The following is a 23,326-nucleotide window of genomic DNA, read 5'->3' as shown; positions in this document are numbered from 1 at the left end:
CGAAGGAAATGTCTCCGAAACGACTCGTGGCCCGGCCAACAGTGGCCGGAAGTCATCAGATTCGTGGTTCCTCGATAAGTGAAATCGGACGCAGGGTGTCCGAATTAATGGGAGCCGAAACGGAGTCCTCGGCTCCATCGGTCTTCTGTTTCTCTCCGCGCGCTCCCCGATATCCCGGGGAGAGGGAGCGAAGAGCGGTCCTGGTCAGGGTTGGCGCGAAGTGTCCACCGCTGACCGAGTCTGGAGACCATCCATGTCCCGTGTATCGACCGGCCCCAGCAGCAAGCCGACCGCCGCGCACGCCCTCCTGGCGCGACTGCGTGACCATGGTGTGGAGAAGGTGTTCGGGGTAGTCGGCCGGGAGGCCGCGTCGATCCTCTTCGACGAGGTCGAGGGCATCGACTTCGTCCTCACCCGGCACGAGTTCACCGCCGGTGTCGCCGCCGACGTCCTCGCACGCATCACCGGGCGCCCGCAGGCGTGCTGGGCCACCCTGGGCCCCGGCATGACCAACCTCTCCACCGGCATCGCCACCTCGGTCCTGGACCGCTCGCCGGTGATCGCCCTCGCGGCCCAGTCCGAGTCGCACGACATCTTCCCCAACGACACCCACCAGTGCCTGGACTCCGTGTCGATCATCGCGCCGATGTCCAAGTACGCGGTGGAGCTGGAGCGCCCGCACGAGATCACCGACCTCGTGGACTCCGCCGTGACCGCGGCCATGACCGAGCCCGTCGGCCCGGCGTTCATCTCCCTGCCGGTCGACCTGCTCGGCTCCTCCGAGGGCATCGACGACTCCGTGCAGCACCCGCCGGCGAACACCCCGGCCAAGCCGATCGGCGCGGTCGCGGACGGCTGGCAGAAGGCCGCCGACGAGGCCGCCGAGCTCCTGAAGGACGCCCGGCACCCGGTGCTGGTCGTCGGCGCCGCCGCGATCCGCTCCGGAGCGGTCCCCGCGCTGCGCGCCCTCGCCGAGCGGCTCAACGTGCCCGTCATCACGACGTACATCGCCAAGGGCGTCCTGCCGCACGGCCACGAACTGAACTACGGCGCCGTCACCGGCTACATGGACGGCATCCTGAACTTCCCCGCCCTGGAGACGCTGTTCGCCCCCGTGGACCTCATCCTCACCGTCGGCTACGACTACGCCGAGGACCTGCGGCCCTCCATGTGGCAGAAGGGCGCCGAGAAGAAGACCGTCCGCGTCTCGCCCACCGCCAACCCGATCCCGCGCGTCTACCGGCCCACCGTCGACGTCGTCACCGACGTCCTCGCGTTCGTCGAGCACCTCGACACGGCGACGGCCTCCCTCGCGGCCAAGGAGCGGCACGACATCGCCCCGCTGCGAGCCCGCGTCGCGGAGTTCCTCGCGGACCCGACGGCCTACGAGGACGGCATGCGCGTCCACCAGGTCATGGACTCCATGAACACCGTGATGGAGGAGGTCGCCGGGGCGGGCGAGGGCACGATCGTCTCCGACATCGGCTTCTTCCGGCACTACGGCGTCCTGTTCGCCCGCGCCGACCAGCCCTTCGGCTTCCTCACCTCGGCCGGCTGCTCCAGCTTCGGCTACGGCATCCCCGCCGCCATGGGCGCCCAGCTCGCCCGCCCCGGCCAGCCCACCTTCCTCATCGCCGGCGACGGCGGCTTCCACTCCAACAGCGCGGACCTGGAGACCATCGCCCGCCTCAACCTGCCGATCGTGACGGTGGTCGTGAACAACGACACCAACGGACTGATCGAGCTCTACCAGAACATCGGCCACCACCGCAGCCACGACCCCGCGGTCAAGTTCAACGGCGTCGACTTCGTCGCCCTCGCCGAGGCCAACGGCGTGGAGGCCACCAAGGCGACCGACCGTCAGGAGCTGCTCGCCGCGCTGCGCAAGGGCGCCGAGCTGGGCCGCCCGTTCCTGATCGAGGTCCCCATCAACTACGACTTCCAGCCCGGCGGTTTCGGAGCGCTGAGCATCTGATCATGGTCTCCCAGTCCCAGGACCTTCCCGCGGCCTTCGGTTTCCTGGCCTCCGCTCGTCCGAGCGGGGGCCGGATCCCCCCGGCCGCCTTCGCCACCCGGGGCACCCACACCGGCGTCGAACTGAGCCTGCGCTCGCAGACCCTCGGCGCGACCCTGGTGCACGCCCCCGGGCTCCCACCCGACTCCGCCCAGGCACGCGACACGGACACCGCCGTGCTGATCGCCGGTGAGATCTACAACCGTGACGACCTGTACTCCGTACTGGGCCCCAAGGCCGGGCAGCCGGGCGGCGACGCACAGCTGCTCCTGGACCTGCTGCGCCGCTACGGCCCGCACGCCTTCCGCCTCGTCAACGGGCGGTTCGCGGCCGTCGTCAGCACCGGCCGGCGGGTCCTGCTGGCCAGCGACCACGCCGGATCCGTCCCGCTGTACGTGTGCGCGGGCCCCGGCGAGGTCACCGCGTCCACCGAGGCCAAGACCCTGGCCGGGCACGGCGGTCCACGGGGCTTCCCGTTCGCCGACGCCCGCCGGGTGCGCGGCCTGCCCGGGGTCTACCAGGTGCCCGCCGGCGCCGTGATGGACATCGGCCTCGACTCCGGTACGGCCGAGATCCACCGCACCTGGGCCCCGCCCCTGGCCCGCCGGATCATGGACGAGGACGACGCCGTGGCAGCCGTACGCACGGCTCTCGACCGGGCCGTGGGCGCGCGCATCGCACCGGGCGGTACGCCGCTGGTGGTGCTCTCCGGCGGCATCGACTCCTCCGGGGTCGCCGCCCTCGCGCACCGGGCGGCCGGTTCGATCGACTCGCTGTCGATGGGCACCGACGTGTCCGACGAGTTCGCCCAGGCCCGGGCGGTCGCCGACCACCTCGGCACCCGGCACCGGGAGATCACCGTCCCCACCGCCGACCTGCTGCGCCAACTCCCGTACACGGTCTGGGCGGCGGAGTCCGAGGACCCGCACATCATCGAGTACCTGCTGCCGCTCGTCGCGCTCTACCGCGCCCTCGACGGCCCCGCGCGCCGGGTCCTGACCGGGTACGGCGCCGACATCCCGCTCGCGGGCATGCACCGCGAGGACCGGCTGCCGAACCTGGACACGGCTGTGGCGTACGACATGGCGACCTACGACGGCCTCAACGAGATGTCGCCGGTGCTGTCCACCCTGTCCGGCCACTGGTCCACCCACCCCTACTGGGACCGCGACGTGCTCGACCTGCTCGTCTCGCTGGAGGCCGGGCTCAAGCGCCGCTACGGGCGGGACAAGTGGGTGCTGCGCGCCGCGATGGCCGAACTGCTGCCCGAACAGACCGTCACGCGCCCCAAGTTGGGCGTCCACGAGGGGTCGGGCACCACCTCCTCCTTCTCCCTGCTGCTTCTGGAGGAGGGCGTCCCGGAGCGATCGGTCGACGCGGCGAAACAGCAGGTGGTGCGGGAGCTCTTCGACCGCACCGTGGTGGCCGGCCAGAACCCGGGCGAGGTGAGCACCGCCGAGGTGGTGCGGCAGGTGGCCGACCGGCTGGAACGAGGGGCGGCATGAGGCCGTACGCCCCCGTCGGGTTCCTGTCCCTGTTCCTGACCACCGCTGTAGAGACCCCGGAGGGCGACTGAGCCGTGGAACGCATCGACTCGCACGTCTCACCCCGCTACGCCCAGATCCCCACCTTCATGCGCCTGCCGCTCGAACAGGAGCCACGCGGCTACGACGTCGTGGTCATCGGCGCTCCCTACGACGGCGGGACCAGCTACCGGCCTGGTGCCCGGTTCGGGCCGCGCGCCATCCGCAACGAGTCCGGGCTCATCCACGGTGTCGGTATCGACCGCGGTCCCGGCACCTTCGACCTCATCAACTGCGTCGACGGCGGCGACATCGATCTGACCCCGTTCGACATGAACATCGCCATCGAGACGGCACAGCGGCACCTGGCGGAGCTGCTGAAGCACAACGCCGCCTTCATGATGCTCGGCGGCGACCACTCGCTGACCGTGGCGGCCCTGCGCGCCGTCGCCGAACAGCACGGCCCGGTCGCCGTCGTCCACCTGGACGCCCACTCCGACACCAACCCGGCGTTCTACGGCGGCCAGTACCACCACGGCACGCCCTTCCGGCACGGCATCGACGAGAAGCTCATCGACCCGGCCGCGATGGTGCAGATCGGCATCCGCGGCCACAACCCCAAGCCGGACTCGCTGGACTACGCCCGCGGCCACGGCGTACGCGTCGTGACCGCCGACGAGTTCGGTGACCGGGGAGTCGCCGGCACCGCGGCCCTCATCCGGGAGCGGGTCGGCCAGCGCCCCGTGTACGTGTCGGTCGACATCGACGTCTGCGACCCGGCGTTCGCCCCCGGGACGGGCACCCCCGCGCCGGGCGGGCTCAGTTCGCGGGAGGTCCTCGGGCTGCTGCGCTGCGTCGGTGACCTCAAGCCGGTCGGCTTCGACGTGATGGAGGTCTCGCCCCTCTACGACCACGCCGGGATCACCTCCGTCCTGGCGACCGAGATCGGCGCGGAGCTGCTCTACCAGTACGCCCGCGCCCATCGCCCCCCGGCATAGCCCACAGACGCGACCCACAGACGTGACCAACCGCCCACCGCTGCAAAGGAGATATCGCACCCATGGCTTCTCCGATCATTGACTGCACCGCGCACCGGGAGCAGCTGCGCGCTCTCGCGGCCGAACTTCCCGAGGTGCCGCGCGCGGACCTGTACGGCTTCCTGGAGAAGGCGAAGGAGCTGTCCGCGCGGCTCCCGCGCGAACTGGCCGAGGCGCTCGACAAGTTCTACGCCGAGGGCACCGAGGACGGCTATCTGCTGCTGCGCGGGCTGCCGTTGGAGGCGGACGACGAGCTGCCCGTCACGCCCACCTCCACCCCGGCGCCGCTGGACCGCGGGCGGCTGGTCATGGAGGCGATGCTCGCCGTGACCGGCCGCAGGCTCGGACTCCACACCGGCTACGCGGAGTTGCGCTCGGGCACGGTCTACCACGACGTGTACCCGTCGCCGGGCGCCCACTACCTCTCCTCGGAGACCTCCGAGACCCTCCTCGAGTTCCACACGGAGATGGCGTACCACGTCCTCCAGCCGAACTACGTCATGCTCGCCTGCTCCCGCGCGGACCACGAGCGCCGGGCCGAGACACTCGTCGGTTCGGTGCGCAAGGCGCTGGGGCTCCTCGACGACGAGACGAAGGCCAGGCTGTACGACCGCAAGCAGCCCTGCTGCGTGGACGTCGCCTTCCGCGGCGGCGTCGAGGACCCGGGCGCCATCGCCAACGTCAAGCCGCTGTACGGGGACGAGAAGGACCCGTACCTCGGCTACGACCGGGAGCTGCTGGCCCCGGTGGAGCCGGCCGACAAGGAGGCGGTCGCCGCCCTCTCCCAGGCCCTGGACGACGTCACGGAGTCCGTGAAGCTCACCCCCGGCGACCTGCTGATCATCGACAACTTCCGCACCACACACGCCCGTACGCCGTTCAGCCCGCGCTGGGACGGCAAGGACCGGTGGCTGCACCGGGTGTACATCCGGACGGACCGGAACGGGCAGTTGTCGGGCGGCGAGCGGGCGGGCGACGTGGTCACGTTCTCGCCGCGCCGGTAACCACGGCATCGCACGTACGGTCGACCGCACCCCCTCTCCGTGTTCGGGAGGGGGTTGCGGCGCGTTCGGATCGGTCGGGTCGCTCCGATCGCGATGCATGAATATGCTGACCTACTGGAAGTAATGCAGACGGGAGACGATGACCATGTCCGACTCCGAAGTCACCGAGAACACCGAGAACTCCGAAGAGAAGGCGACCCCACGGGGCTTCGTCGTGCACACCGCGCCGATCGGTCTCGCCGACGACGGCCGGGACGACTTCACCGTGCTGGCCTCCACGGTCCCGGCCCAGGTCAGCGCGGTGTTCACTCGCTCCCGGTTCGCCGGGCCGAGTGTCCTGCTGAGCCGGGACGCGATCGCCGACGGGCGGGCGCGGGGCGTGGTGGTGCTGGCCCGCAACGCGAACGTCGCGACCGGGCGGGAGGGCGAGGCCAACGCGCGCGAGGTGCGTGAGTCCGTGGCGCGCACCCTCGGGGTGCCCGAGGGTGAACTCCTCATCGCCTCCACCGGGGTGATTGGCCGGCAGTACCCGATGCCGCAGATCCGTGAGCACCTCAAGTCGCTGTCCTGGCCCTTCCCCGAGGGCGGCTTCGACCGTGCCGCCCGCGCCATCATGACGACCGACACCCGGCCGAAGGAGGTCCGGCTGCGGTGCGGGGACGCGACGCTCGTCGGCATCGCCAAGGGCGTCGGCATGATCGAGCCGGACATGGCGACGCTGCTGACGTTCTTCGCCACCGACGCGCGGCTCGACCCCGCCGAGCAGGACCGGATCTTCCGGCGGGTCATGGACCGGACGTTCAACGCGGTGAGCATCGACACGGACACGTCGACCAGCGACACGGCGGTGCTGTTCGCCAACGGGCTGGCCGGGGACGTCGATCCCGTCGCGTTCGAGTCGGTCCTGTACGAGGCCGCGCTCGCCCTCGTCAAGGACATCGCGAGCGACGGGGAGGGGGCTAGCAAGCTGATCGAGGTCCAGGTCACGGGCGCGCGTGACGCTGCGCAGGCCAAGCGGGTGGGCAAGACCGTCGTCAACTCGCCGCTCGTGAAGACCGCGGTGCACGGCAGTGACCCCAACTGGGGGCGGGTCTCCATGGCCATCGGCAAGTGCTCCGACGACACCGACATCGACCAGGACGCGGTGACGATCCGCTTCGGAGCGGTGGAGGTGTACCCGCCCCGTGCGGACGCCGCCCGCGACGAGGATGCCCTGCGCGCCGCCGTCGCCGAGCACCTTCAGGGCGACGAGGTCATCATCGGCATCGACCTCGGCATCGCGGACGGGGCGTTCACTGTCTACGGCTGCGACCTCACCGAGGGGTATGTGCGGCTGAACTCGGAGTACACCACCTGACGGCTGGGGCCTGGCGTTCGCAGATCCGGATGATTCCGTGGGTACGGGCCGCGGTCAGGGCGCGCAATAGGCCGGGCGCGCGGCTGGCGAGCAGGTGGATTACCGCGGCCGTGTAGGCGTGGGCGGTGCCGACGGAGATGCCGAAGCCGGCTGCGAGTTGGCCGAGGGTGTCGTGCCTGCGCGGGTACACCAGAGCCCGGCTGGGGCTGAGCGTGATCCGCTGCAGGGTGCGTTCGTCGGCTTGAACCCGCAGGCGTCTAAGTAGAACGCCCATAGGTCGTCCTCGAAATCGAGCTGCGGCCAATCGCAGCCCTATGGGGTTGGGGAGGGGGCAGTGGCGGGTCCGCCGGATTCGGGGTCATATTCGGCGACCGCGGTCGTCCAGCCCTGGTCGAGCAGGAGACATGCCTGGTCGATGGCGGCGACGGGGTCGGGGCGGGAGTCGGCGAACGCGAGGATTTCCAGGGTGAACCGGGCGTAGGCGGCGCAGATGAGGTCGCCGTGCGGCCGGCCGGTCTGGTCGGCGAGAGCGAGGGCCAGAGCGTGTTCGTGGCGCAGCCACATCGCGCGGGAGTACTCGCGCAGGGCCGGGGTCTCCTGGACGAGCCGCTGGAAGTCGGCGAAGCGGGGGTCTCGGGTGTAGGCCGAGTCGACGAAGCCCGTGAGGTAGGCGCGCAGAGCGTGGGGGACCGTCTGGCCCGGCGGCCGGTCGGTGACCGCTCGGACCAGGGCGGCCTCGTTGCGGGCGTCCTCGTCGAAGACCAGCGCCTCTTTGCCCTGGGGGAAGTAGTTGAACAGGGTCGACACCGACACGTCAGCGACCTCGGCGATCTCGCGGACGCCCACCTGCTCGTAGCCGCGTTCCAGGAACAGCCGCAGCGCGGTGTCGGCGATCGCCTGTCGGGTGGCGGCCTTCTTGCGCTCGCGCCTCCCGCCCGTTTCTGCGGGGTCGATCGTCTCTGCCATGCCTTCAACCCTACCGGGCTTACGTCAAACTTGGAACGGTTGTATGTTTGTAGCTGTTGCAAGAATGTGCGGTGCCTGACGAGTCCGCGGCGCAGGGCCGCGGCCGTGATCCGGCGCCGGCGAAGGGAACACCATGAACTCCGTAGCACCTGCCCAGGCCAGGATCAGCATCATCGGCGCCGGACCCGGCGGGCTGACCTGCGCCCGCATCCTCCAGCGGCGCGGCATCGCGGTCACCGTCCACGACCGCGCACCGAGTGCCGACGCGCGCAACCAGGGCGGCACCCTGGACCTGCACGCCGACAACGGCCAGATCGCCCTGCGCGAAGCCGGTCTGCTTGAGGAGTTCTTCAAGCTGGCCCGCCCCGAAGGGCAGGAGATGCGGCAGATGGACCCGACCGGCACGATGGCGTCCCATAAGGTCCCGGAGGCCGACGAGATCTTCAAGCCGGAAATCGACCGCGGCCAGCTGCGTGACCTGCTGCTCGACTCCCTGCAGCCGGGAACCGTGCACTGGGGACAAGCCCTCGACACGATCAGCGGGCCCGCCGACGGGCCGCGGCAGCTGCACTTCGCCGATGGCACGACCATCGAGACCGATCTGGTCATCGGCGCCGACGGCGCCTTCTCCCGGGTGCGCCCGGCCGTGTCCCCCGCCGTCCCCGAGTACACCGGGGTGAGCTTCCTGGAGGCATGGTTCTCCGACGTCGAGAACCGCCACCCCGACATTGCTGAGCTGGTCGGCCTGGGCGGCGCCCATGCAGCTGACGGCGACCGCGGTCTGTTCGCCCAGCGCAACAGCGGAGACCACATCCGCGTCTACATCATCCAGCGAGTACCGGTCGACTGGATCACCCAGAGCGGCCTGACCGCCGACGACACCGATGGCATCCGCGACCTTCTCCTCGACGAGTACGCCCACTGGTCGCCCCGCATGCGCCAGATGATCACCGACAACGACGGTCCCTACGTCGACCGCCCGATCTTCTCCCTCCCGGTCCCGCACACCTGGGAGCACAACCCGACCGTGACCCTGCTCGGCGACGCCGCCCACCTCATGCCCCCGCTCGGCGTCGGCGTCAACCTCGCCATGCTCGATGCCGGCGAACTCGCCCTCGCCCTCGCCAACTCCGCCACCGTCGACGACGCCATCCGCACCTACGAGAAGACCATGGTCCCCCGCTCCACCGAGACGGCCAAGATCCTCGAAGGTGGCGCCGAGCACCTGTTGTCCGCCGACATCCCCGACTTCGGCGATGACGGCGACGCCCGGCCCTGAGCCCCTGCCCGCGAGAACAAGGACACTGGGAGAAACCCTGGGGATGGTTAGACCATGGGGGGCGGCGGGGGCGAAAAAGGCCCCGCGCGCGCCCCGGCTATACCGACCCGCCGGAGGCTATGCGTGCCCCGCCCGAGGCCCCCCTCCCCACCCCCCACCCCCCACAAGATGAGGGAAAGCGCATCGCGAGGAGGGCTGTAGGCACATGGAGAGTACGAGGCCGACGACTGAGGGAAGCGGGTTCGATGCGGGTGTGAGGGGGGTGGTCCGGCCGGCCGGGACTTTGGGCGGCGGTGGCACGCTCCGCCTCGTACGCACGGACGACTTCGACTCACTGGACCCCGGAAACACGTACTACGCCTACACCTGGAACTTCCTCCGCCTCATCGGCCGAACCCTGGTCACCTTCGACACGGCCCCGGGCAAGGAGGGCCAGCACCTGGTTCCGGACCTCGCCGAGTCGCTGGGGGAGCCGTCCGAGGGCGGCCGGGTGTGGACGTACCGGCTCAGGCCCGGGCTGCGGTACGAGGACGGCAGCCCGGTGACGTCGAGGGACGTCAAGTACGCCATCGCCAGGAGCAATTACGGGACCGATGTGCTGGGCGCGGGGCCGACCTACTTCCGGCACCTGCTGGGGACCGACTACGGCGGCCCCTGGCGCGAGCCCGACGCCGACGGCCCCGTCACGCTGGAGACCCCCGACGACCGCACCCTGGTCTTCCGCCTGGAGAAACCGTTCGCGGGACTCGACCTGCTGGCGACCATGCCCAGCACCACCCCCGTACCGCGCCACCTGGACACCGGCGCCGAGTACCGTCTGCGCCCGGTCGCGACGGGCCCGTACCGCGTCGTCTCGTACACCCGGGGCGAACTGGCCGTACTCGAACCCAATCCGCACTGGGACCCGGCGACCGACCCGGTCCGCGGGCAGCGGGCCGGGCGCATCGAGGTGCACCTCGGCAAGGACCCGCACGAGGTGGACCGCATGCTGCTGGCCGGCGAGGCGCACATCGACCTCGCCGGGTTCGGGGTGCAGCCCTCGACACAGGAGCGGATTCTGGCGGACCCGGCGCTGCGGGCCGACGCCGACAACCCGCTGACCGGGTTCACCTGGATCTACTGCCTGTCGAGCAGGATCGCGCCGTTCGACAACGTCCACGCCCGTCGGGCCGTGCAGTTCGCCACGGACAAGGCCGCCATGCAGGCCGCGTACGGCGGTTCGGTCGGCGGGGACATCGCCACCACCATCCTGCCGCCGACGATCGACGGGTACCAGGACTTCGACCGGTATCCGGTGGGGAGTGAGGGGACCGGAGACCTCGACGCCGCCCGCGCCGAGCTCGTCGCCGCCGGGATGCCGGACGGGTTCCGTACGAAGATCGCCGCCCGCAAGGACCGGCTCAAGGAGTACCGGGCCGCCGAGGCGCTGGCCGCCGGGCTCGCCAGGGTCGGGATCGAGGCCGAGGTCCTGGACTTTCCCTCCGGTGACTACTTCGACATCTATGGAGGGTGCCCGGCCTATCTGCGCGAGCACGGGATCGGCATCATCATGTTCGGCTGGGGGGCTGATTTCCCCGACGGGTACGGGTTCTTGCAGCAGATCGTCGACGGGCGGGCGATCAAGGAGCGCGGCAACCAGAACATGGGCGAGCTCGACGACCCGGAGATCAACGGGCTCCTCGACCGCGGTGCGACCTCCGGCGATCCGGCCGAGCGCGCGGAGATCTGGCACCGCATCGACCGGCTCACCATGGAGCACGCGGTGATCGTGCCGTACCTGTACCCGCGCTCGCTGCTGTACCGGCACCCGGACGCCCGCAATGTGTACGTCACCGGGTCGTTCGGCATGTACGACTACGTGGCGCTCGGCGCGAGTTGAGCCCGCGGGGCGTTGTCCTGCCGGTGGCTCTGGCCCGCCGGCAGGGCGATGCTCCGGCAGGACGCCGCCGCGTCATGGAACTCGGCCTCGAAACGGCCCAGTTGGTGCAGGAACCGCCGGGTCGGCGTCGTCAGGTCCGTGCCGCGGGCGCTGCGCAGCAACAGCCGGGCGCCCAGGCCGAGTTCCAGCCGGTGGATACGGCGGGTCAGCGCGGACTGGCTGATGGACAGCACGGTGGCCGCCCGGTTGATGCTGCCGTGCCGCGCCACCGCCCGCAGGACGTGCAGGTCCTCGACGTCGAACTTGCGGGTGGCGGGGGTCGCGGCCGGCGCCGTCGACTCCTGTGCGGGGCGCACGGGGCGGGTGAACCTGGCTGTCTGGTCGCGGTGCCAGCGTGTCCACCACGGGTCGCGCAGCAGGTCCTGGTGGTGCTCGGCGAACCGTTGCAGATAGCGGTCCGCGAGCAGCGCGGCCAACTGCTCGGCCAGCGCCCGGGGTACGACGGTCGGATCGACGAGAAGGCTGGTGGAGCGGTGCGGGCGCTCCACCACCGGGCAGTGCACCACGGAGGGCGCGAGCACGGCCGGATGCGTGGGGGAGCCGAGCCCGATGGCGTCGCCGCGGCGCAGCATTCCCCGGGCCACCGAGGCGCCGGTGACGTACAGCGCGGCGGGTGCGGGCAGACCGGCGGCCTGGAAGACCCGGGCCACCAGGATCTCCGAGTCGGGGCCGACCTCGGACACCCAGTTCTCGTCCCGCAGATCGGCCAGCGAGACCGCGTCCCGGCCGGCCAGCGGATGACCGGACGGCAGCGTGACCCACAGCGGATCGTCGAGGACGCCGTACGTGCGCACCGCCCGCTCGGTCGAGTTGCCCGGGGCGTCGAGGCTCCAGGTGTGCGCGGCGTCGACGTGATAGCCGGCCAGCCTGCGCATGACCTGCTGGGGCGTGTCGTGGTGGACCGACAGAAGGATGTCCAGCGAGGCCGCGGCGTCCTCGACCACATCCTCCAGGAGGGGTTCCGCGGAGGCGATGGCCAGGACGGCGGGCGCGTCCACCGCCTCGGAGCCGCGCCCGAAGATGTTCGTCTGGACGGCGAGGTCGACCTGGCGGAAGAACCGGCGCCCGGCCACCAGCAGCCGCGAGCCCGCCGAGGTCAGCCGCGCGGTGTGGCGGCTGCGCAGGGTCAGCGGGAGGCCGACGGTCTTGTCCAGCCGGTCGAGTTGACGCTCGACGGCGCCGTGCCGCGACCCGGTGCGCCGGGCCACTTCCGCGAGATCCCCGCACTGCCCGACCGCGTCGAGCAACGACAGATCGGGGCGGGTGATGGGAAAGGGAAGAAGATGCGCTGGCTTTATTTCTGACCCGGAAGACAATGTCGGTTTCCTTTTGGTGAAGGACTGTGCCGCTTGATTGTCCGCAGTGGTTCACATGCATTCTTCGTGGCTTCTGCGGCGATCTTAGGCGCGTCCTCTCTCCGGGCTCTCCTCGTGCCCGGAGACCGAGACCGTCAGGTCATGGGTCAGGCCTGGTCGGTCGGGCGGATGAAGATCTCGTTGACCGTCATGTGCGAGGGCGCCGTCACGGCGTAGCGCACCGCTTCGGCGATGTCGGTGCTCTGCAACTGCCGGATCTTGGCGACCCGTTCCTCGATGGCGGCCTTCGTCGGCGCGTGGGTGATGTGCTCGCGCAGCTCGGTCTCGACGGTGCCCGGCTCGATGACCACCACGCGCACCCCGCGTTCGGTGACCTCCTGGCGCAGCCCCTCGCTGAATCCGTTCACGGCGAACTTGCTGGCGTTGTAGCCGGCGGCGCCACGGCCCGCCACGCGCCCGGCGATCGAGGAGATCTGCACGACCGCTCCCTGGCTCTTGAGCAGGTGCGGCAGCGCCGCGTGGGTCATGTACATCAGGCCCAGGACATTGGTGTTGATCATGCGGGTCCAGTCCGTGGTGTCGGCCCCCTCGACGGGACCCAGCAGCATCACCCCGGCGTTGTTCACCAGGACGTCCAGCCGCCCCAGCGTCTCCACGGTCGAGCGCACGGCGTCCTGGACCGCCCGCTCGTCGGTGACGTCGAGTTCGAGTACGTGGACGGTGGCGCCGGTGGCTTCCAGTTCGTCCCTCAGGGCGTGCAGCCGGTCGACGCGGCGGGCCGCGACGGCGACGGCGGCTCCCTCGGCGGCCAGCACCCGTGCCGTGGCCTCGCCGATTCCCGAACTCGCACCCGTGATGAGCGCGACTTTCCCCTGCAGTGCTGAAGTCATTATTTCCCCCGGTGCGGTGGGCTGGCGGCATTGCGCGCGAATGTCCGTGCGTTCTTGAGAATTCCGTCAGGACGTTAGCAGGAATGCCATTGCGCGGTGAATGCCTGCCGGCGCCGCAAGTTATGACTGTTTCCGGCCGGTTATGCACGCCGGGGCGCAGGCCAGGACGCCTCCCCGCGGGCACGGCAGATTGGGACGGCGACAGCACGTCGGCGCGACCCCTGTGCGGCGACCTGCGCAGCGACAGAGCGATAGGCGGTGGATGATGCAGAACGACGCAGCGCTCCAGGAAGAGAAGGCGGCGGCACCGTCGTACCCGATGCCGCGCGTCTGCCCCGTGGACCCGCCGCCGCAGCTCGCCGTCCTCCGGGCCGGACGCGCCGCGAGCCGGGTGACGCTGTGGGACGGCAGCGAGGTGTGGCTGGTGACCTCGCACGCCGGTGCCCGGGCCGTGCTGGGCGACCGCCGGTTCACCGCGGTCACGTCCGCCCCCGGATTTCCGATGCTGACCCCCACCTCGAAGCTGGTGCGCGCGGCGCCCCACACGGCCTCGTTCATCCGCATGGACGACCCGGACCACTCCCGGCTGCGCTCGATGCTCACCCGCGACTTCCTGGCCCGCAAGGCGGAGGAAATGCGCCCGGTGCTGCGGGAGTTCCTGGACGAGATGCTGGCCGAGCTGGTGGCCGGCGAGCGGCCCGTGGATCTCGTCGCCGGTCTGACGACGCCCGTGCCGTCCCGGGTCATCACCCTGCTGTTCGGGGTGTCCGACGACAGCCGGGACTTCATCGAGAGCCGCAGCGCGATCCTTATCGACCGCGGCTACACGCCCGACCAAGTGGCCGCCGCACGGGATGAGTTGGACGGGTTCCTGCGCGAGCTCGTCGAGTCGCGGGTCGCCGGTCCCGGCACCGATCTGGTGAGCCGTCTGGTGATCGACCAGGTACGGCCGGGCACGCTGAGCGTCGAGGAACTCGTCCCGATGTGCCGGCTGCTGCTGGTGGCCGGACACGGCACGACCACCAGCCAGGCCAGCCTCAGCCTGCTCAGCCTGGCCACCGACCCCGGCCTGGCGGACGCCCTGACCAAGGACGAGGGCCTGCTGCCCAAGGCGGTCGAGGAGTTGCTGCGCTTCCACTCCATCGTGCAGAACGGCCTGGCCCGGGCCGCCACCGAGGACGTACAGCTCGACGACGTGACGATCAGGGCCGGCGAGGGAGTCGTCCTCTCGCTCTCGGCCGGCAACCGCGACGAGCGGGTCTTCCCGTCCCCCGACACCCTCGACCCGCACCGCGACGCCCGCCGCCATCTCGCCTTCGGCCACGGCATCCACCAGTGCCTGGGACAGTGGCTCGCCAAGGTCGAGATCGAGGAGATGCTGGCCGCCGTACTGCGCTGGATGCCGGGTGTCCGGCTGGCCGTGCCGTTCGAGGAGCTGGACTTCCGCCACGAGGTGTCCAGTTACGGGCTCGGCGCGCTCCCGGTGACCTGGTGAGCGACGCGGACGTGACCGACGCCGACATGAGTGATGCCGGCGTGAGCGACACGGACGTGAGCGGCACCGGGGGAGTGGACACGAGTGACGTACGCCGTCCGACCCTCACCATCACCGTCGACGGGGACGCGTGCTGCGCCATGGGCCGGTGCGCGGCGACCGAACCGGACCTCTTCGACCAGGACCCCGCCACCGGAACCGTGGTCCTCCTCGACCCCACCCCCTCCTCACCCGAACTGCACGCCTCGGCCCGCCTCTGCGCCGACCTGTGCCCGTGCGGCGCCATCACGGTCACCGAGCACTGAACGCCCGCGCCCAGCGGCCGACAAGGAGCGATCATGATCCAAGTCCCCGAATCCGCCCCGTCTGCCCCGTCCGACTCATCGGCCCCGTCCACCCCGTCCGCTCCGTCCGTCGCCGAGGCGGCGCTCGCGGCGGACGACTCCCTGGTGGGGGACGCCTCCCGGTGGGCGGTAGGGCTGTTGACGGCGGCCGGGCTCGCCCCGGACGCGTGCACGGACGGGCGTGTGGTGTCCGTGTTCCCCGGCAGGTACCTCGGGGGCTTCTCGGCGACGCTGCGGGAGTGGCGTACGAAGGGCCCGTTCTCGGTCCGGTCCTACCGGTCCGTCGCGCACAAGAGCTGGACGGACCTCGCCGGGGCGGACGGCGCGTGCCACACCCTCGCGGTGACCATCGACTCCAACGGGCTGGTCCGCGGCCTGAACTTCCAGCCCGAGATCGTGGTCCCCGAAGTACGCGACTGGGACCAGCTGGAGGACGTCGTACGGATACCGGGCGTCGCCCACTCCGTGCTGGCCGCCCGCCTGGAGCCGGGGCGGACCGTCGTCCTGCACGAGACGGACGCCGACCGGCCGATGCCCGCCGGCTCGTCGTACAAGCTCTACGTCATGCGCGCCCTCGTGCGCGCCGTCGAGAACGGTGAGCTGTCCTGGGACGACGAGGTGACCGTACGGCCCGACCTGCGCAGCCTGCCCACCGGTGACATGCAGGAACTGCCCGACGGCACGCGCGTCACGGTGCGCGAGACGGCGTACAAGATGATCGCCTTCAGCGACAACACGGGCGCCGACCTGATCGCGGAGCGCCTCGGCCGTGCCGCCGTGGAGCGGGCCGTCGCGGACTCCGGACACCACGACCCCGCCCTGCTGCGGCCGTTCCTCTACAGCCGCGAGCTGTTCGAGATCGGCTGGGGCGCGCCGGACCTGCGCGCGGCATGGACCGAGCGCGACGAGGCGGGCCGGCGCGAACTGCTGCCGGGGCTCGCGCGGCCGCTGAGCGTGAGCATCGGCGACCTGGGCGAGACGGTGCACCAGCTGGGCCTGGACTGGCACATGAGCGCCTACGACGTGCTGGAGGTGCTGCGCGGACTCGCCGACGACGGCGAGCGCGACACGACCGGAACCGTCGAGGACATCCTCACCGCGTACCCCGGTCTCGTCATCGACCGCGAGAAATGGCCCCGGGTGTTCTTCAAGGCCGGCTCCTGCCCCGGCGTGATGATGTTCTGCTGGCTGCTGGAGAACCGGGCCGGCGTACGGCACGTGCTGGTGCTGCAACAGGCCGCCGACGACCAGAAGTTGATCGGCGACGGACAGTTCCTGCGCTGGCTCGGCGGGCGGGTCGTCGAGTCCGGCCTCCTGGAAGCCACCCGGTGAGCGTCAGGGACCGTCTCCTCGCCGTTCTCGTCGCCGTGCTGTGGGGGCTGAACTTCCTCGCCGTGCGGATCGGGCTCGACCACTACCCGCCGTTCTTCCTCTCCGCGTTGCGCTTCGTCGTCCTGGCCGTGCCGGTGATCCTGTTCGTCCCCCGGCCGAAGGCACCGGTGCGCTGGCTGCTGGTCTACGGACTCGGCTTCGGAGTCCTCCAGTTCGGGCTGCTCTTCCTCGCCATCGACCAGGGCATGCCGTCCGGGCAGGCCTCGGTCGTGGTGCAGGCGTCGGCACCGTTCACCATGCTGCTCGGCGCGCTGCTGCTGGGCGAGCGGGTCTCCCGGCGGCAGCTGGCCGGGGTCGCCCTCGCCGTGCTCGGCATGGCCGTGATCGCGGTGGAACGCGCCCGCAGCGCCGCCCTGCTCCCGCTGCTGCTGACCCTGCTCGCGGCACTCGGCTGGGCGTTCGGCAACATCGCCAGCCGGCAGGCCCGCCCCGACCATCCACTCCGCTTCGCCCTGTGGATGTCCGTCGTACCACCCCTGCCGCTGCTCGCCCTCTCAGCCGCCATGGAGGGCCCGACCACCGGCTGGCACGCCCTCGGCAACTCCTTCAGCACCGACGGCTGGCCCGGCCTGGCAGCCCTGGTCTACACCGCGCTGGCCGGCTCCGTCGTCGGCTCCGGCATCTGGACAACCCTGCTGAAGCGCTACGAGGCGGGAACCGTGGCCCCGTTCTCCATGCTGGTCCCGGTGGTGGGGGTCGCGGCGGCGTGGCTGGTACTGGGGGAGGAGTTGACGGGCTGGTCGCTGGGGGGCGGGCTGGCGGTGGTGCTCGGTGTCCTGGCCGGGACAGGCTGGACCCCATTCCGGCGGAGCGGCTCCGGTGAACTCCCGTCCACTGCCGCGCCCCTTAAGGGGCGCGGGGCTGTGACATCTGCGGCTCCGCCGCGTGGGCGCGCCCAGCCACAATCCACCCGCACCCTCCAAACCGAGAATCAGCCCCCCGAACCGACGAGCCCCGTCCAGGACACCCACCGCTCATAAGGCACGAACCCCATGGCCGCATTGACCGCGATCATGGCGGAGTTGTCCTCGGCATTGGCCGTCTCCACCAGCCGAACCCCCGGCTCGTGCCGCAACACATACTCCAGATTCGCGAGCTTCAGCAGCAGCCCCAACCGACGCCCCCGATGGGCCCGATGCACCACCGTCATCCCCTGAAGCGCGTACGACGGATTCCCCGTGGTCTTCGAAACACTGGTGTACCCGGCCAGCCGCCCGCTCGCCTCGTGGACGACACCGGTGTGGTACGCCCGCCGCCCCCGCCCCACCCGCATGGTCTCGAACTCCCGCGCGTAACTGGTCCCGACCTCCCGCTCCTCGTCGACCTCCTCGAACGCCTCATCCCCCAGCGACTGTTCGAGAACCGACACCCGTACCGCGTACTCGTCCGGCGTGACGGTCCCCCACGTGACGAGGGAGTACCCCTCCGGCACCTCGGGAACGCCGCCGGCCAGCGGATCGTGCGCGCCCAGGTCGAGCCACTGGTGCACGCCCGCCGGCACCGACGCCCGCTCCGCGCCCACCGCCGCCGCGAAGGCCGCCGGTCCCGCGTCCCGTGCCGGACCGTCGGGCAGCGCCTCCACCACGGTCGCGGCCAGCGCCGAACGGCCGTGCCCCGCCGCGATGTCGACGGCCCGCTCGTACAGCGCCCGCCCGATGCCCCGGCGCCGCAGCCCCGGCGCGACCAGCAGCTGGTCCACCCGCGCCACATCGGCCCCGTCGGGCAGCGCCAGCCGCAGCGCACCGACGACCCGCCCGTCCTGCCCGTCCTGTCCATCGGATCCGTCGGACCCGTCCTGGCGTACGACCCAGTCCTCCAGCTTGGTGGCGGGCGGCGGGAAGCGCAGGGAGCCCCGCATGTCCACGGCGCAGGGCGGTGCGGCTCCCGGCACGTCTCCGGCGGAGTCGTCGAGGAGCCGTAGCCACTGGACGACCGTGGTCTCGTCGTCGGCGGCCAGCGGGCTGAAGCGGAGGCCGTGGGTGCGGTCGTCGTTCATGGGGTGTTCTCCCGGTCGGGTACGGGGGCTGCGACGCCCATCGCCTGGACGTCGTACAGCCCGAAGGCCGGATGGACGTACACGTTGGTGACCCACGGGTTGCGGAAGTGCAGGGTCTTGTCGTGGACCAGGGGAAGGATCACGGCGTGTTCCATCACCAGGCGTTCGACGGCACCCCACTGGCGGGCCCGTTCGGCGGGGTCGGTGGTGTGCAGGCTCTGGTCGATGAGGTCGTTGACGCGCGGGTCGTCGAGCTCGGAGATGTTCCAGTTGCCGCCGTTGCGTTTGATCTGGCGGCCGTCCACGAGCGGCGCGAGGAAGCCGTACTCGGTGGGGAAGTCGGCGCCCCAGTCGGTGACGACGAGCCCGAGGCCGTGCTCGCGGATCGTCTCCGGATGTCCGGCGCCCAGGCTGAAGTAGCTCGCGACATCCAGCTCCTTCACGGTCAGCCGGATGCCGACCCTGGCCACCGACTCGGCGACCGCGTCGGCGACCAGCCGGAACTTGCCGCGCTGGGTGCCGATCACCGCGTCGAAGCCGTCCGGCAGCCCGGCGGCGGCGAGTTCGGCCCGCGCCGCGTCGAGGTCACCGCGCAGGCCGGGGCCCGTCGGGTAGGGGTTCAGGCCCGGCTGGTGCGCGGGCAGCCGGGGCGGGAACAGCGCCGTGGTGAGGTCGCCGCCGGTGACCGGGCCGCCGCGCGCCTGCTGGAGCAGGATCTTGTCGGCCGCGTAGTGCACGGCACGGCGCGCGTGCACGTCGCCGAACGGCGGGATGTGCGGCTGGAGGGACACGAAGTGCAGGAAGCTCGTGCGCGGGTTGTCCGTACGGGAGCGCAGGACGCCGTCGGCCGTGACCAGGTTCTGGGCCGCGTGCTGGAGCCCCCGGCCTTCGAGGTTGATGTCGAACTCCCCGGCGATCAGCCGTTCGTCGAGCTCGTCGACGTCCACCCCGATGGTCAGCTCCACCCGGTCGGGCAGCGCGGGCCGGACCGGGTCCGTCGCGCGGTCCCAGTACGGGTTCCGCTCCAGGTGCAGGAACCTGCCCGGCCGGTGGAGGGCCACGCGGTACGGGCCGCTGGAGCGCGGGTTCTCCCCGTAGTCCGCCCCCGTGTCGGCGCGCCGGGGCACCGGGGCCGTGCAGGGCTGGGCCATCAGATGGTCGAAGTCGGAGAACGGGCGGCGCAGATGGAAGACGATCGTGCGCTCGTCCGGCGTCCGCACCGACCCGAGCGGTTCGTCGGTCCGGTACGGGCCGGGGTACGGCCGCCCGGGATCGTCCAGCAGCGGCAGAAGGTAGGTCGGGCCGCCGGGCAGCACGTCCTGCGCGAACACCCGCTGTACGGCGTGGCGTATGTCGTCCGAGGTGATCGGGGTGCCGTCGTCGTAGCGCACGCCGGCGCGCAGCCGGTAGGTCCAGGTGCGGCCGCCGTCGCTCACCCGCCCGGGACCCTCGGCGAGGTCCGGGGCGGGGACGAGCCCGGCGGGGCCCGGGTCCGTGGGGTAGGCCATGAGGGTGCGGTTGAGCATCCTCTGCAGCAGCCACACCCACACGTAGTAGGTGCGGGCCGGATCGAGGGAGTCCACGTCGGCCGAGGAGACCAGACGCAGGGTTCCGCCGCGTACGTCCGAGGGGTTCACCGTCGAACCGACGGCGGCGTTCCAGCCCGCACCCGCGGTGGTGCGTGGTTCCGTTCCCCTGCTCATACTCATCGTGTGGTCGTCTCCTTCCCGGAGCCCGTACGCGGCAGCCGCAGCAGGAACGAGTGCTCCTCGCTCGCCAGGCAACCGCGGGCGAGCTTCGCCTCGACGCTGCCGATCCCGGCGTGCAGGACGGACACGCCCTCGCGCGCGGCGGCTTCGAGGACGCGGTAGTACAGGACGTCGTAGTAGAGCGGCAGCTTGCCCTGGGCGTCGTAGTCGAATCCGGCACGGTGGCCGAACCACTGCTCCTCGCCGCGGGCCCGGGAGCGCAGCACCATGCCGAAGCCGATGATGGCGCCGTCCTTGCGCGCCACCGAGACCATGGCGTCGTCGCCCATGACCTCGGAGATCCAGCTCAGCAGCCCGGCCGAGTGCTCCGGGCTGGCCGGATTGCCGTACTTCCGCAGCAGGTTGCAGTCGAGCTCGCCCAGGCGCGGGGCCAGCGCCTTGGTCAGCGGTTCGAGGTGGACCTCGACCTTGGCCTCGGCCAGCGCCCGGCGCTCCAGGCGCACCCGGCGGCGCCGGTGCTTGCTCATCTCAGCGAGGAACTGGTCCCAGCCGCCGGGCGGAATGGGCAGCCAGGCGTAGTGCGCCGAGAGGTGCGAGCGGTAGCCGCGGGTGCGCAGCAGCTCCACCAACCCGGCGTCCCGCACGTCCACATGGGGGAAGCAGACGGACGCCGCCCCGCGCTCCGCGGCCAGTTGCTCGGCCCGCACGACCAGCGCCTCGACGTCCGAGGGCAGCGCGTCCGGTCCCGCCAGCGTCCGGGTGCGGCCCAGGTGCCGGCCGCCGCACACCAGGGACGGCAGCAGCGACGCCGGGTCGCCCTGGGCCACCTCGGCGAGGACGGCGGCGGCCTCCGGCGGGCCGCCGTCCTCCAGGGCCCGGGAGAGCATCGCGTCCGGCCGGGCGAGCAGCCAGGGCACGGAGTCGTCGGCCCACGCGGCGACGAGGGCCGCGACGGGCTTCTCCTCCCGGTGCTGGACGAGGAAGTCCATCGTGGTGCCGGAGTTGCGCTCCTGCACCGCCAGCCAGCGGGACGTCTGGAAGAAGTCCTCCGCGCCGAGCAGACCGTCCCAGCCGGCGTCGGGCAGCCCGGCGGCATCGGCCACCGCCCGCACGTCCGCCTGGCTGCCCGGATAGTGCGCGCCGCCGCTCACAGCTCCGCCGCCTCGTCCTCCTCGACCACGAAGTCGAGGTAGGCGGCCGCCTTGTCGGCGAGGGCCTGGGCCTCCAGGCGGTCGGGCCCGTTGCAGTAGGTGAACCCGACGCAGGAGGAGTTGTCCATGCGCTGCAACAGGTGATCGCCCTTCTCCACGTGCAGCAGCACCTGGACACCCGGCACCGAGGAGGCGGCCGCCACACCGTCGACCCGCTTGAGGGTGCCGCGCCGCTGCGGGTAGATCATGCGGACGGCGGCGCCCCCGGAGTGCGTGACGGGCTCGATCGGCGGGACCTCGCCGATCGCGAGCAGCCAGGCGTCCAGGATGGGGCTGCGCCCGGTGACGTCCGTGACGAGCATGGTCATGCAGCTCGACGGCGTCCGCGGATTGGCCTCGATGACGCGCCAGCCGGACTCGGTGCGCCGGACCTCGGTGTGGCACGGCCCGCGGTCGTAGCCGATCGCCTTCAGCGTGTCGCGGACCACGGCGTAGAGCGCGTCGCGCTCGTCGTCGGACAGCGGCACGGGGAAGGTGTGCCCGCACTCGATGTAGGCAGGGTCACCGAACAGGTCCTTCGAGGTGACGCCGAAGACATGCGTGTACCCGTCCACCGTCATCGTCTCGACGCTGACTTCGACACCTTCGACGTACGTCTCCAACAGCACGTCCCCGGACCGCGGTTGCCCGCGCAGGCTGTGCCGTATCCCGGACAGCTCCTGCCATGCCTCGACGAGCTGGGCCATGTCGTCGACGCGGCGGACTCCGTAACTGATGGCCTCCGCTGGCGGTTTGGCGATCATCGGGAAGCCCAGCCGCCGCACCGCCTCGTCGAGCTGTTCCTCTGCGCTCACCAGCATGTGCGGGATGTTGAACGGTACGTCGCCGAGCGCGACGCGCAGCCGGTCCTTGACGTTGGCGGTCTCCACGGCCGCGGGATCGGGACCCGGCAGACCGAGCCGCCGGGCCGCCTGCGCGGCGAGCACCGTGTGGTAGTCGGAGAACGACGTCAGACCGTCCACGAGGGGAGCGCCGTCGTCGCCGGTCACCACGGACACCACCGCTTCGAGGTCGGTGGTGTCGACGTCGATCACACGGTCGACGGCCGCGGCGAGCGGGTGGGAGTCCCAGTCGTGGCCGTGGGTGTACCAGGACCGGTCACCGGTGAGCAGCCACACCTCCAGACCGTGCTCGCGGGCCTGGTGCAGGCCGAGGACGAACGGGTGGTTCTGCATGTGCTCGACGATCGCGATGCGCCTGCCGGCGAACTTCGCATAGTCGGCCAGGGGTGTTGTCATGGGACCGCCTCCATGGTCCCGCCGCCGATCATGTCGGTGGCGGTGCAGTCGACTGGCGTTGAGGGCCAGTTGAACGCGCCGCACCCGGCGGAGGCCATGAATCGGGTGGTCACACGCATAGGCGGTCGGCGAGGCGCATAGGAACGCCTCGGCGCTCCGGCTACTCGCCGCGCGTCCCGACCCCGGCCAGCAGACCCCCGAGCACCGCGAACAGGGCCAGGAACCCGGCGGTCGCGCCGGTGCCGACCTCGTCCTCGACCACATGGCCCCCGAGGAAGATCCACGCCAGCGCGCCGGCCGCCACGAGCAGGTGATTGCCGCGCTCCTTCAGCACCCGCATCCCCGCCCACAGCAGCAGCGGCATCGACGCCACCCCGGCGATCCCCGCCAGCAGCGACTCCAGGGACCCGGCGAGGAACGCGTCCTGGTCGGCCTCCCGCACACCTGACGCCCACTCCCGGCAGGACGTCCAGATCCAGTAGCAGACGACGGCGGACACCGCCGACACGGCAGCGCCCTTCACCCAACGGGCGGTCCTGCGGTTCGTCATGACGCCAGCCTTCCATGGCACGGAAACGGGGGCCTGAGTACGAGTACTCAGGCCCCCGTCGCTTCT

The 23,326-nt window shown here is 71.2% G+C and carries 19 protein-coding genes and 1 pseudogene; 11 read left to right on the top strand and 9 right to left on the bottom strand.

Annotated features, from left to right (window positions below):
- The first annotated feature begins 253 nt into the window (after positions 1 to 253).
- From OIC96_RS21120 to argJ, 5 genes are all read left to right on the top strand, one after another.
- A complete protein-coding gene (locus tag OIC96_RS21120) occupies positions 254 to 1,975 on the top strand; it encodes a thiamine pyrophosphate-binding protein (RefSeq protein WP_330306347.1) in 1,722 nt (573 codons plus the stop codon).
- A 2-nt stretch (positions 1,976 to 1,977) separates the two neighbouring features.
- On the top strand, positions 1,978 to 3,519 hold the full coding sequence (locus tag OIC96_RS21115; RefSeq protein WP_330306348.1) for an asparagine synthase-related protein: 1,542 nt from the start codon (positions 1,978 to 1,980) through the stop codon (positions 3,517 to 3,519).
- 74 nt (positions 3,520 to 3,593) lie between these two features.
- The gene (gene speB / locus OIC96_RS21110; RefSeq protein ID WP_330306349.1) at positions 3,594 to 4,535 is read left to right on the top strand and encodes an agmatinase; all 942 of its coding nucleotides are present in this window, start codon (positions 3,594 to 3,596) and stop codon (positions 4,533 to 4,535) included.
- A gap of 62 nt (positions 4,536 to 4,597) precedes the next feature.
- Positions 4,598 to 5,578 carry a clavaminate synthase Cs1 gene (cs1, locus tag OIC96_RS21105; protein ID WP_330306350.1) on the top strand — a complete coding sequence of 327 codons (981 nt, stop codon included), beginning with the start codon at positions 4,598 to 4,600 and terminating at the stop codon, positions 5,576 to 5,578.
- A gap of 145 nt (positions 5,579 to 5,723) precedes the next feature.
- The gene (gene argJ / locus OIC96_RS21100; protein WP_330306351.1) at positions 5,724 to 6,935 is read left to right on the top strand and encodes a bifunctional glutamate N-acetyltransferase/amino-acid acetyltransferase ArgJ; all 1,212 of its coding nucleotides are present in this window, start codon (positions 5,724 to 5,726) and stop codon (positions 6,933 to 6,935) included.
- Positions 6,936 to 6,990: 55 nt separating this feature from the next.
- Here argJ and OIC96_RS21095 read toward each other — a convergent pair.
- Both OIC96_RS21095 and OIC96_RS21090 read right to left on the bottom strand, forming a co-directional pair.
- Positions 6,991 to 7,131: pseudogene (locus OIC96_RS21095) on the bottom strand (transposase family protein); the annotation flags it as partial.
- 116 nt (positions 7,132 to 7,247) lie between these two features.
- Positions 7,248 to 7,901, bottom strand: coding sequence for a TetR/AcrR family transcriptional regulator (locus OIC96_RS21090; protein ID WP_330306352.1), 654 nt, complete (start codon positions 7,899 to 7,901; stop codon positions 7,248 to 7,250).
- A 133-nt stretch (positions 7,902 to 8,034) separates the two neighbouring features.
- On the opposite strand from OIC96_RS21090, the gene OIC96_RS21085 reads away from it, so the two are divergent.
- Together OIC96_RS21085 and OIC96_RS21080 are read left to right on the top strand one after the other, a co-directional pair.
- The gene (locus tag OIC96_RS21085; protein ID WP_330306353.1) at positions 8,035 to 9,180 is read left to right on the top strand and encodes an FAD-dependent oxidoreductase; all 1,146 of its coding nucleotides are present in this window, start codon (positions 8,035 to 8,037) and stop codon (positions 9,178 to 9,180) included.
- A gap of 205 nt (positions 9,181 to 9,385) precedes the next feature.
- Positions 9,386 to 11,059: an ABC transporter substrate-binding protein gene (locus OIC96_RS21080; RefSeq protein ID WP_330306354.1), complete on the top strand. Its 1,674-nt coding sequence runs from the start codon at positions 9,386 to 9,388 to the stop codon at positions 11,057 to 11,059.
- On the opposite strand, the gene OIC96_RS21075 is transcribed toward OIC96_RS21080, so the two are convergent.
- Positions 11,035 to 12,366, bottom strand: a complete 1,332-nt coding sequence (locus tag OIC96_RS21075; protein ID WP_330306355.1) for a LysR family transcriptional regulator — start codon at positions 12,364 to 12,366, stop codon at positions 11,035 to 11,037. The genes OIC96_RS21080 and OIC96_RS21075 overlap by 25 nt on opposite strands.
- Positions 12,367 to 12,581: 215 nt before the next feature.
- Positions 12,582 to 13,325: an SDR family oxidoreductase gene (locus OIC96_RS21070; protein ID WP_330306356.1), complete on the bottom strand. Its 744-nt coding sequence runs from the start codon at positions 13,323 to 13,325 to the stop codon at positions 12,582 to 12,584.
- 265 nt (positions 13,326 to 13,590) lie between these two features.
- On the opposite strand from OIC96_RS21070, the gene OIC96_RS21065 reads away from it, so the two are divergent.
- From OIC96_RS21065 to OIC96_RS21050, 4 genes are read left to right on the top strand one after another with little or no spacing between them, the layout of a single operon-like run.
- On the top strand, positions 13,591 to 14,820 hold the full coding sequence (locus OIC96_RS21065; RefSeq protein ID WP_330306357.1) for a cytochrome P450: 1,230 nt from the start codon (positions 13,591 to 13,593) through the stop codon (positions 14,818 to 14,820).
- Positions 14,817 to 15,125 carry a ferredoxin gene (locus OIC96_RS21060; RefSeq protein WP_330306358.1) on the top strand — a complete coding sequence of 103 codons (309 nt, stop codon included), beginning with the start codon at positions 14,817 to 14,819 and terminating at the stop codon, positions 15,123 to 15,125. Before OIC96_RS21065 ends, OIC96_RS21060 begins: the two co-directional genes overlap by 4 nt.
- 33 nt (positions 15,126 to 15,158) lie before the next feature.
- A complete protein-coding gene (locus tag OIC96_RS21055) occupies positions 15,159 to 16,496 on the top strand; it encodes a serine hydrolase (protein ID WP_330306359.1) in 1,338 nt (445 codons plus the stop codon).
- Positions 16,493 to 17,536, top strand: coding sequence for an EamA family transporter (locus OIC96_RS21050; RefSeq protein ID WP_330306360.1), 1,044 nt, complete (start codon positions 16,493 to 16,495; stop codon positions 17,534 to 17,536). The genes OIC96_RS21055 and OIC96_RS21050 overlap by 4 nt, the downstream gene beginning before the upstream one ends.
- Here the strand turns inward: OIC96_RS21050 and OIC96_RS21045 are convergent.
- The 5 genes from OIC96_RS21045 to OIC96_RS21025 form a co-directional block, all read right to left on the bottom strand.
- On the bottom strand, positions 17,488 to 18,552 hold the full coding sequence (locus OIC96_RS21045) for a GNAT family N-acetyltransferase (RefSeq protein ID WP_330306361.1): 1,065 nt from the start codon (positions 18,550 to 18,552) through the stop codon (positions 17,488 to 17,490). The genes OIC96_RS21050 and OIC96_RS21045 overlap by 49 nt on opposite strands.
- Positions 18,549 to 20,261, bottom strand: coding sequence for an ABC transporter substrate-binding protein (locus OIC96_RS21040; RefSeq protein ID WP_330306362.1), 1,713 nt, complete (start codon positions 20,259 to 20,261; stop codon positions 18,549 to 18,551). Before OIC96_RS21040 ends, OIC96_RS21045 begins: the two co-directional genes overlap by 4 nt.
- Positions 20,258 to 21,412, bottom strand: a complete 1,155-nt coding sequence (locus OIC96_RS21035; protein WP_330306363.1) for a GNAT family N-acetyltransferase — start codon at positions 21,410 to 21,412, stop codon at positions 20,258 to 20,260. Before OIC96_RS21035 ends, OIC96_RS21040 begins: the two co-directional genes overlap by 4 nt.
- On the bottom strand, positions 21,409 to 22,710 hold the full coding sequence (locus OIC96_RS21030) for an ATP-grasp domain-containing protein (protein ID WP_330306364.1): 1,302 nt from the start codon (positions 22,708 to 22,710) through the stop codon (positions 21,409 to 21,411). Before OIC96_RS21030 ends, OIC96_RS21035 begins: the two co-directional genes overlap by 4 nt.
- A 160-nt stretch (positions 22,711 to 22,870) precedes the next feature.
- Positions 22,871 to 23,260, bottom strand: coding sequence for a hypothetical protein (locus OIC96_RS21025; protein ID WP_330306365.1), 390 nt, complete (start codon positions 23,258 to 23,260; stop codon positions 22,871 to 22,873).
- Positions 23,261 to 23,326: the final 66 nt, after the last annotated feature.

The sequence above is a fragment of the Streptomyces sp. NBC_00775 genome (assembly GCF_036347135.1).
Lineage (GTDB): Bacteria > Actinomycetota > Actinomycetes > Streptomycetales > Streptomycetaceae > Streptomyces > Streptomyces lutosisoli.
The sequence above is the reverse complement of the archived record's forward strand: the minus strand, read 5'-3'. Positions and strand labels throughout refer to the sequence as shown.

Bases quoted from the DNA above. Each gene is read 5' to 3' on its own strand.
- OIC96_RS21030 (WP_330306364.1), bottom strand. From the start codon at position 22,710: ATGACAACACCCCTGGCCGACTATGCGAAGTTCGCCGGCAGGCGCATC.
- cs1 (WP_330306350.1), top strand. From the start codon at position 4,598: ATGGCTTCTCCGATCATTGACTGCACCGCGCACCGGGAGCAGCTGCGC.
- OIC96_RS21080 (WP_330306354.1), top strand. From the start codon at position 9,386: ATGGAGAGTACGAGGCCGACGACTGAGGGAAGCGGGTTCGATGCGGGT.
- OIC96_RS21025 (WP_330306365.1), bottom strand. From the start codon at position 23,260: ATGACGAACCGCAGGACCGCCCGTTGGGTGAAGGGCGCTGCCGTGTCG.
- OIC96_RS21115 (WP_330306348.1), top strand. From the start codon at position 1,978: ATGGTCTCCCAGTCCCAGGACCTTCCCGCGGCCTTCGGTTTCCTGGCC.
- OIC96_RS21085 (WP_330306353.1), top strand. From the start codon at position 8,035: ATGAACTCCGTAGCACCTGCCCAGGCCAGGATCAGCATCATCGGCGCC.
- OIC96_RS21055 (WP_330306359.1), top strand. From the start codon at position 15,159: ATGATCCAAGTCCCCGAATCCGCCCCGTCTGCCCCGTCCGACTCATCG.
- OIC96_RS21045 (WP_330306361.1), bottom strand. From the start codon at position 18,552: ATGAACGACGACCGCACCCACGGCCTCCGCTTCAGCCCGCTGGCCGCC.
- OIC96_RS21120 (WP_330306347.1), top strand. From the start codon at position 254: ATGTCCCGTGTATCGACCGGCCCCAGCAGCAAGCCGACCGCCGCGCAC.
- argJ (WP_330306351.1), top strand. From the start codon at position 5,724: ATGTCCGACTCCGAAGTCACCGAGAACACCGAGAACTCCGAAGAGAAG.
- OIC96_RS21040 (WP_330306362.1), bottom strand. From the start codon at position 20,261: ATGAGTATGAGCAGGGGAACGGAACCACGCACCACCGCGGGTGCGGGC.
- OIC96_RS21070 (WP_330306356.1), bottom strand. From the start codon at position 13,325: ATGACTTCAGCACTGCAGGGGAAAGTCGCGCTCATCACGGGTGCGAGT.
- OIC96_RS21090 (WP_330306352.1), bottom strand. From the start codon at position 7,901: ATGGCAGAGACGATCGACCCCGCAGAAACGGGCGGGAGGCGCGAGCGC.
- OIC96_RS21065 (WP_330306357.1), top strand. From the start codon at position 13,591: ATGCAGAACGACGCAGCGCTCCAGGAAGAGAAGGCGGCGGCACCGTCG.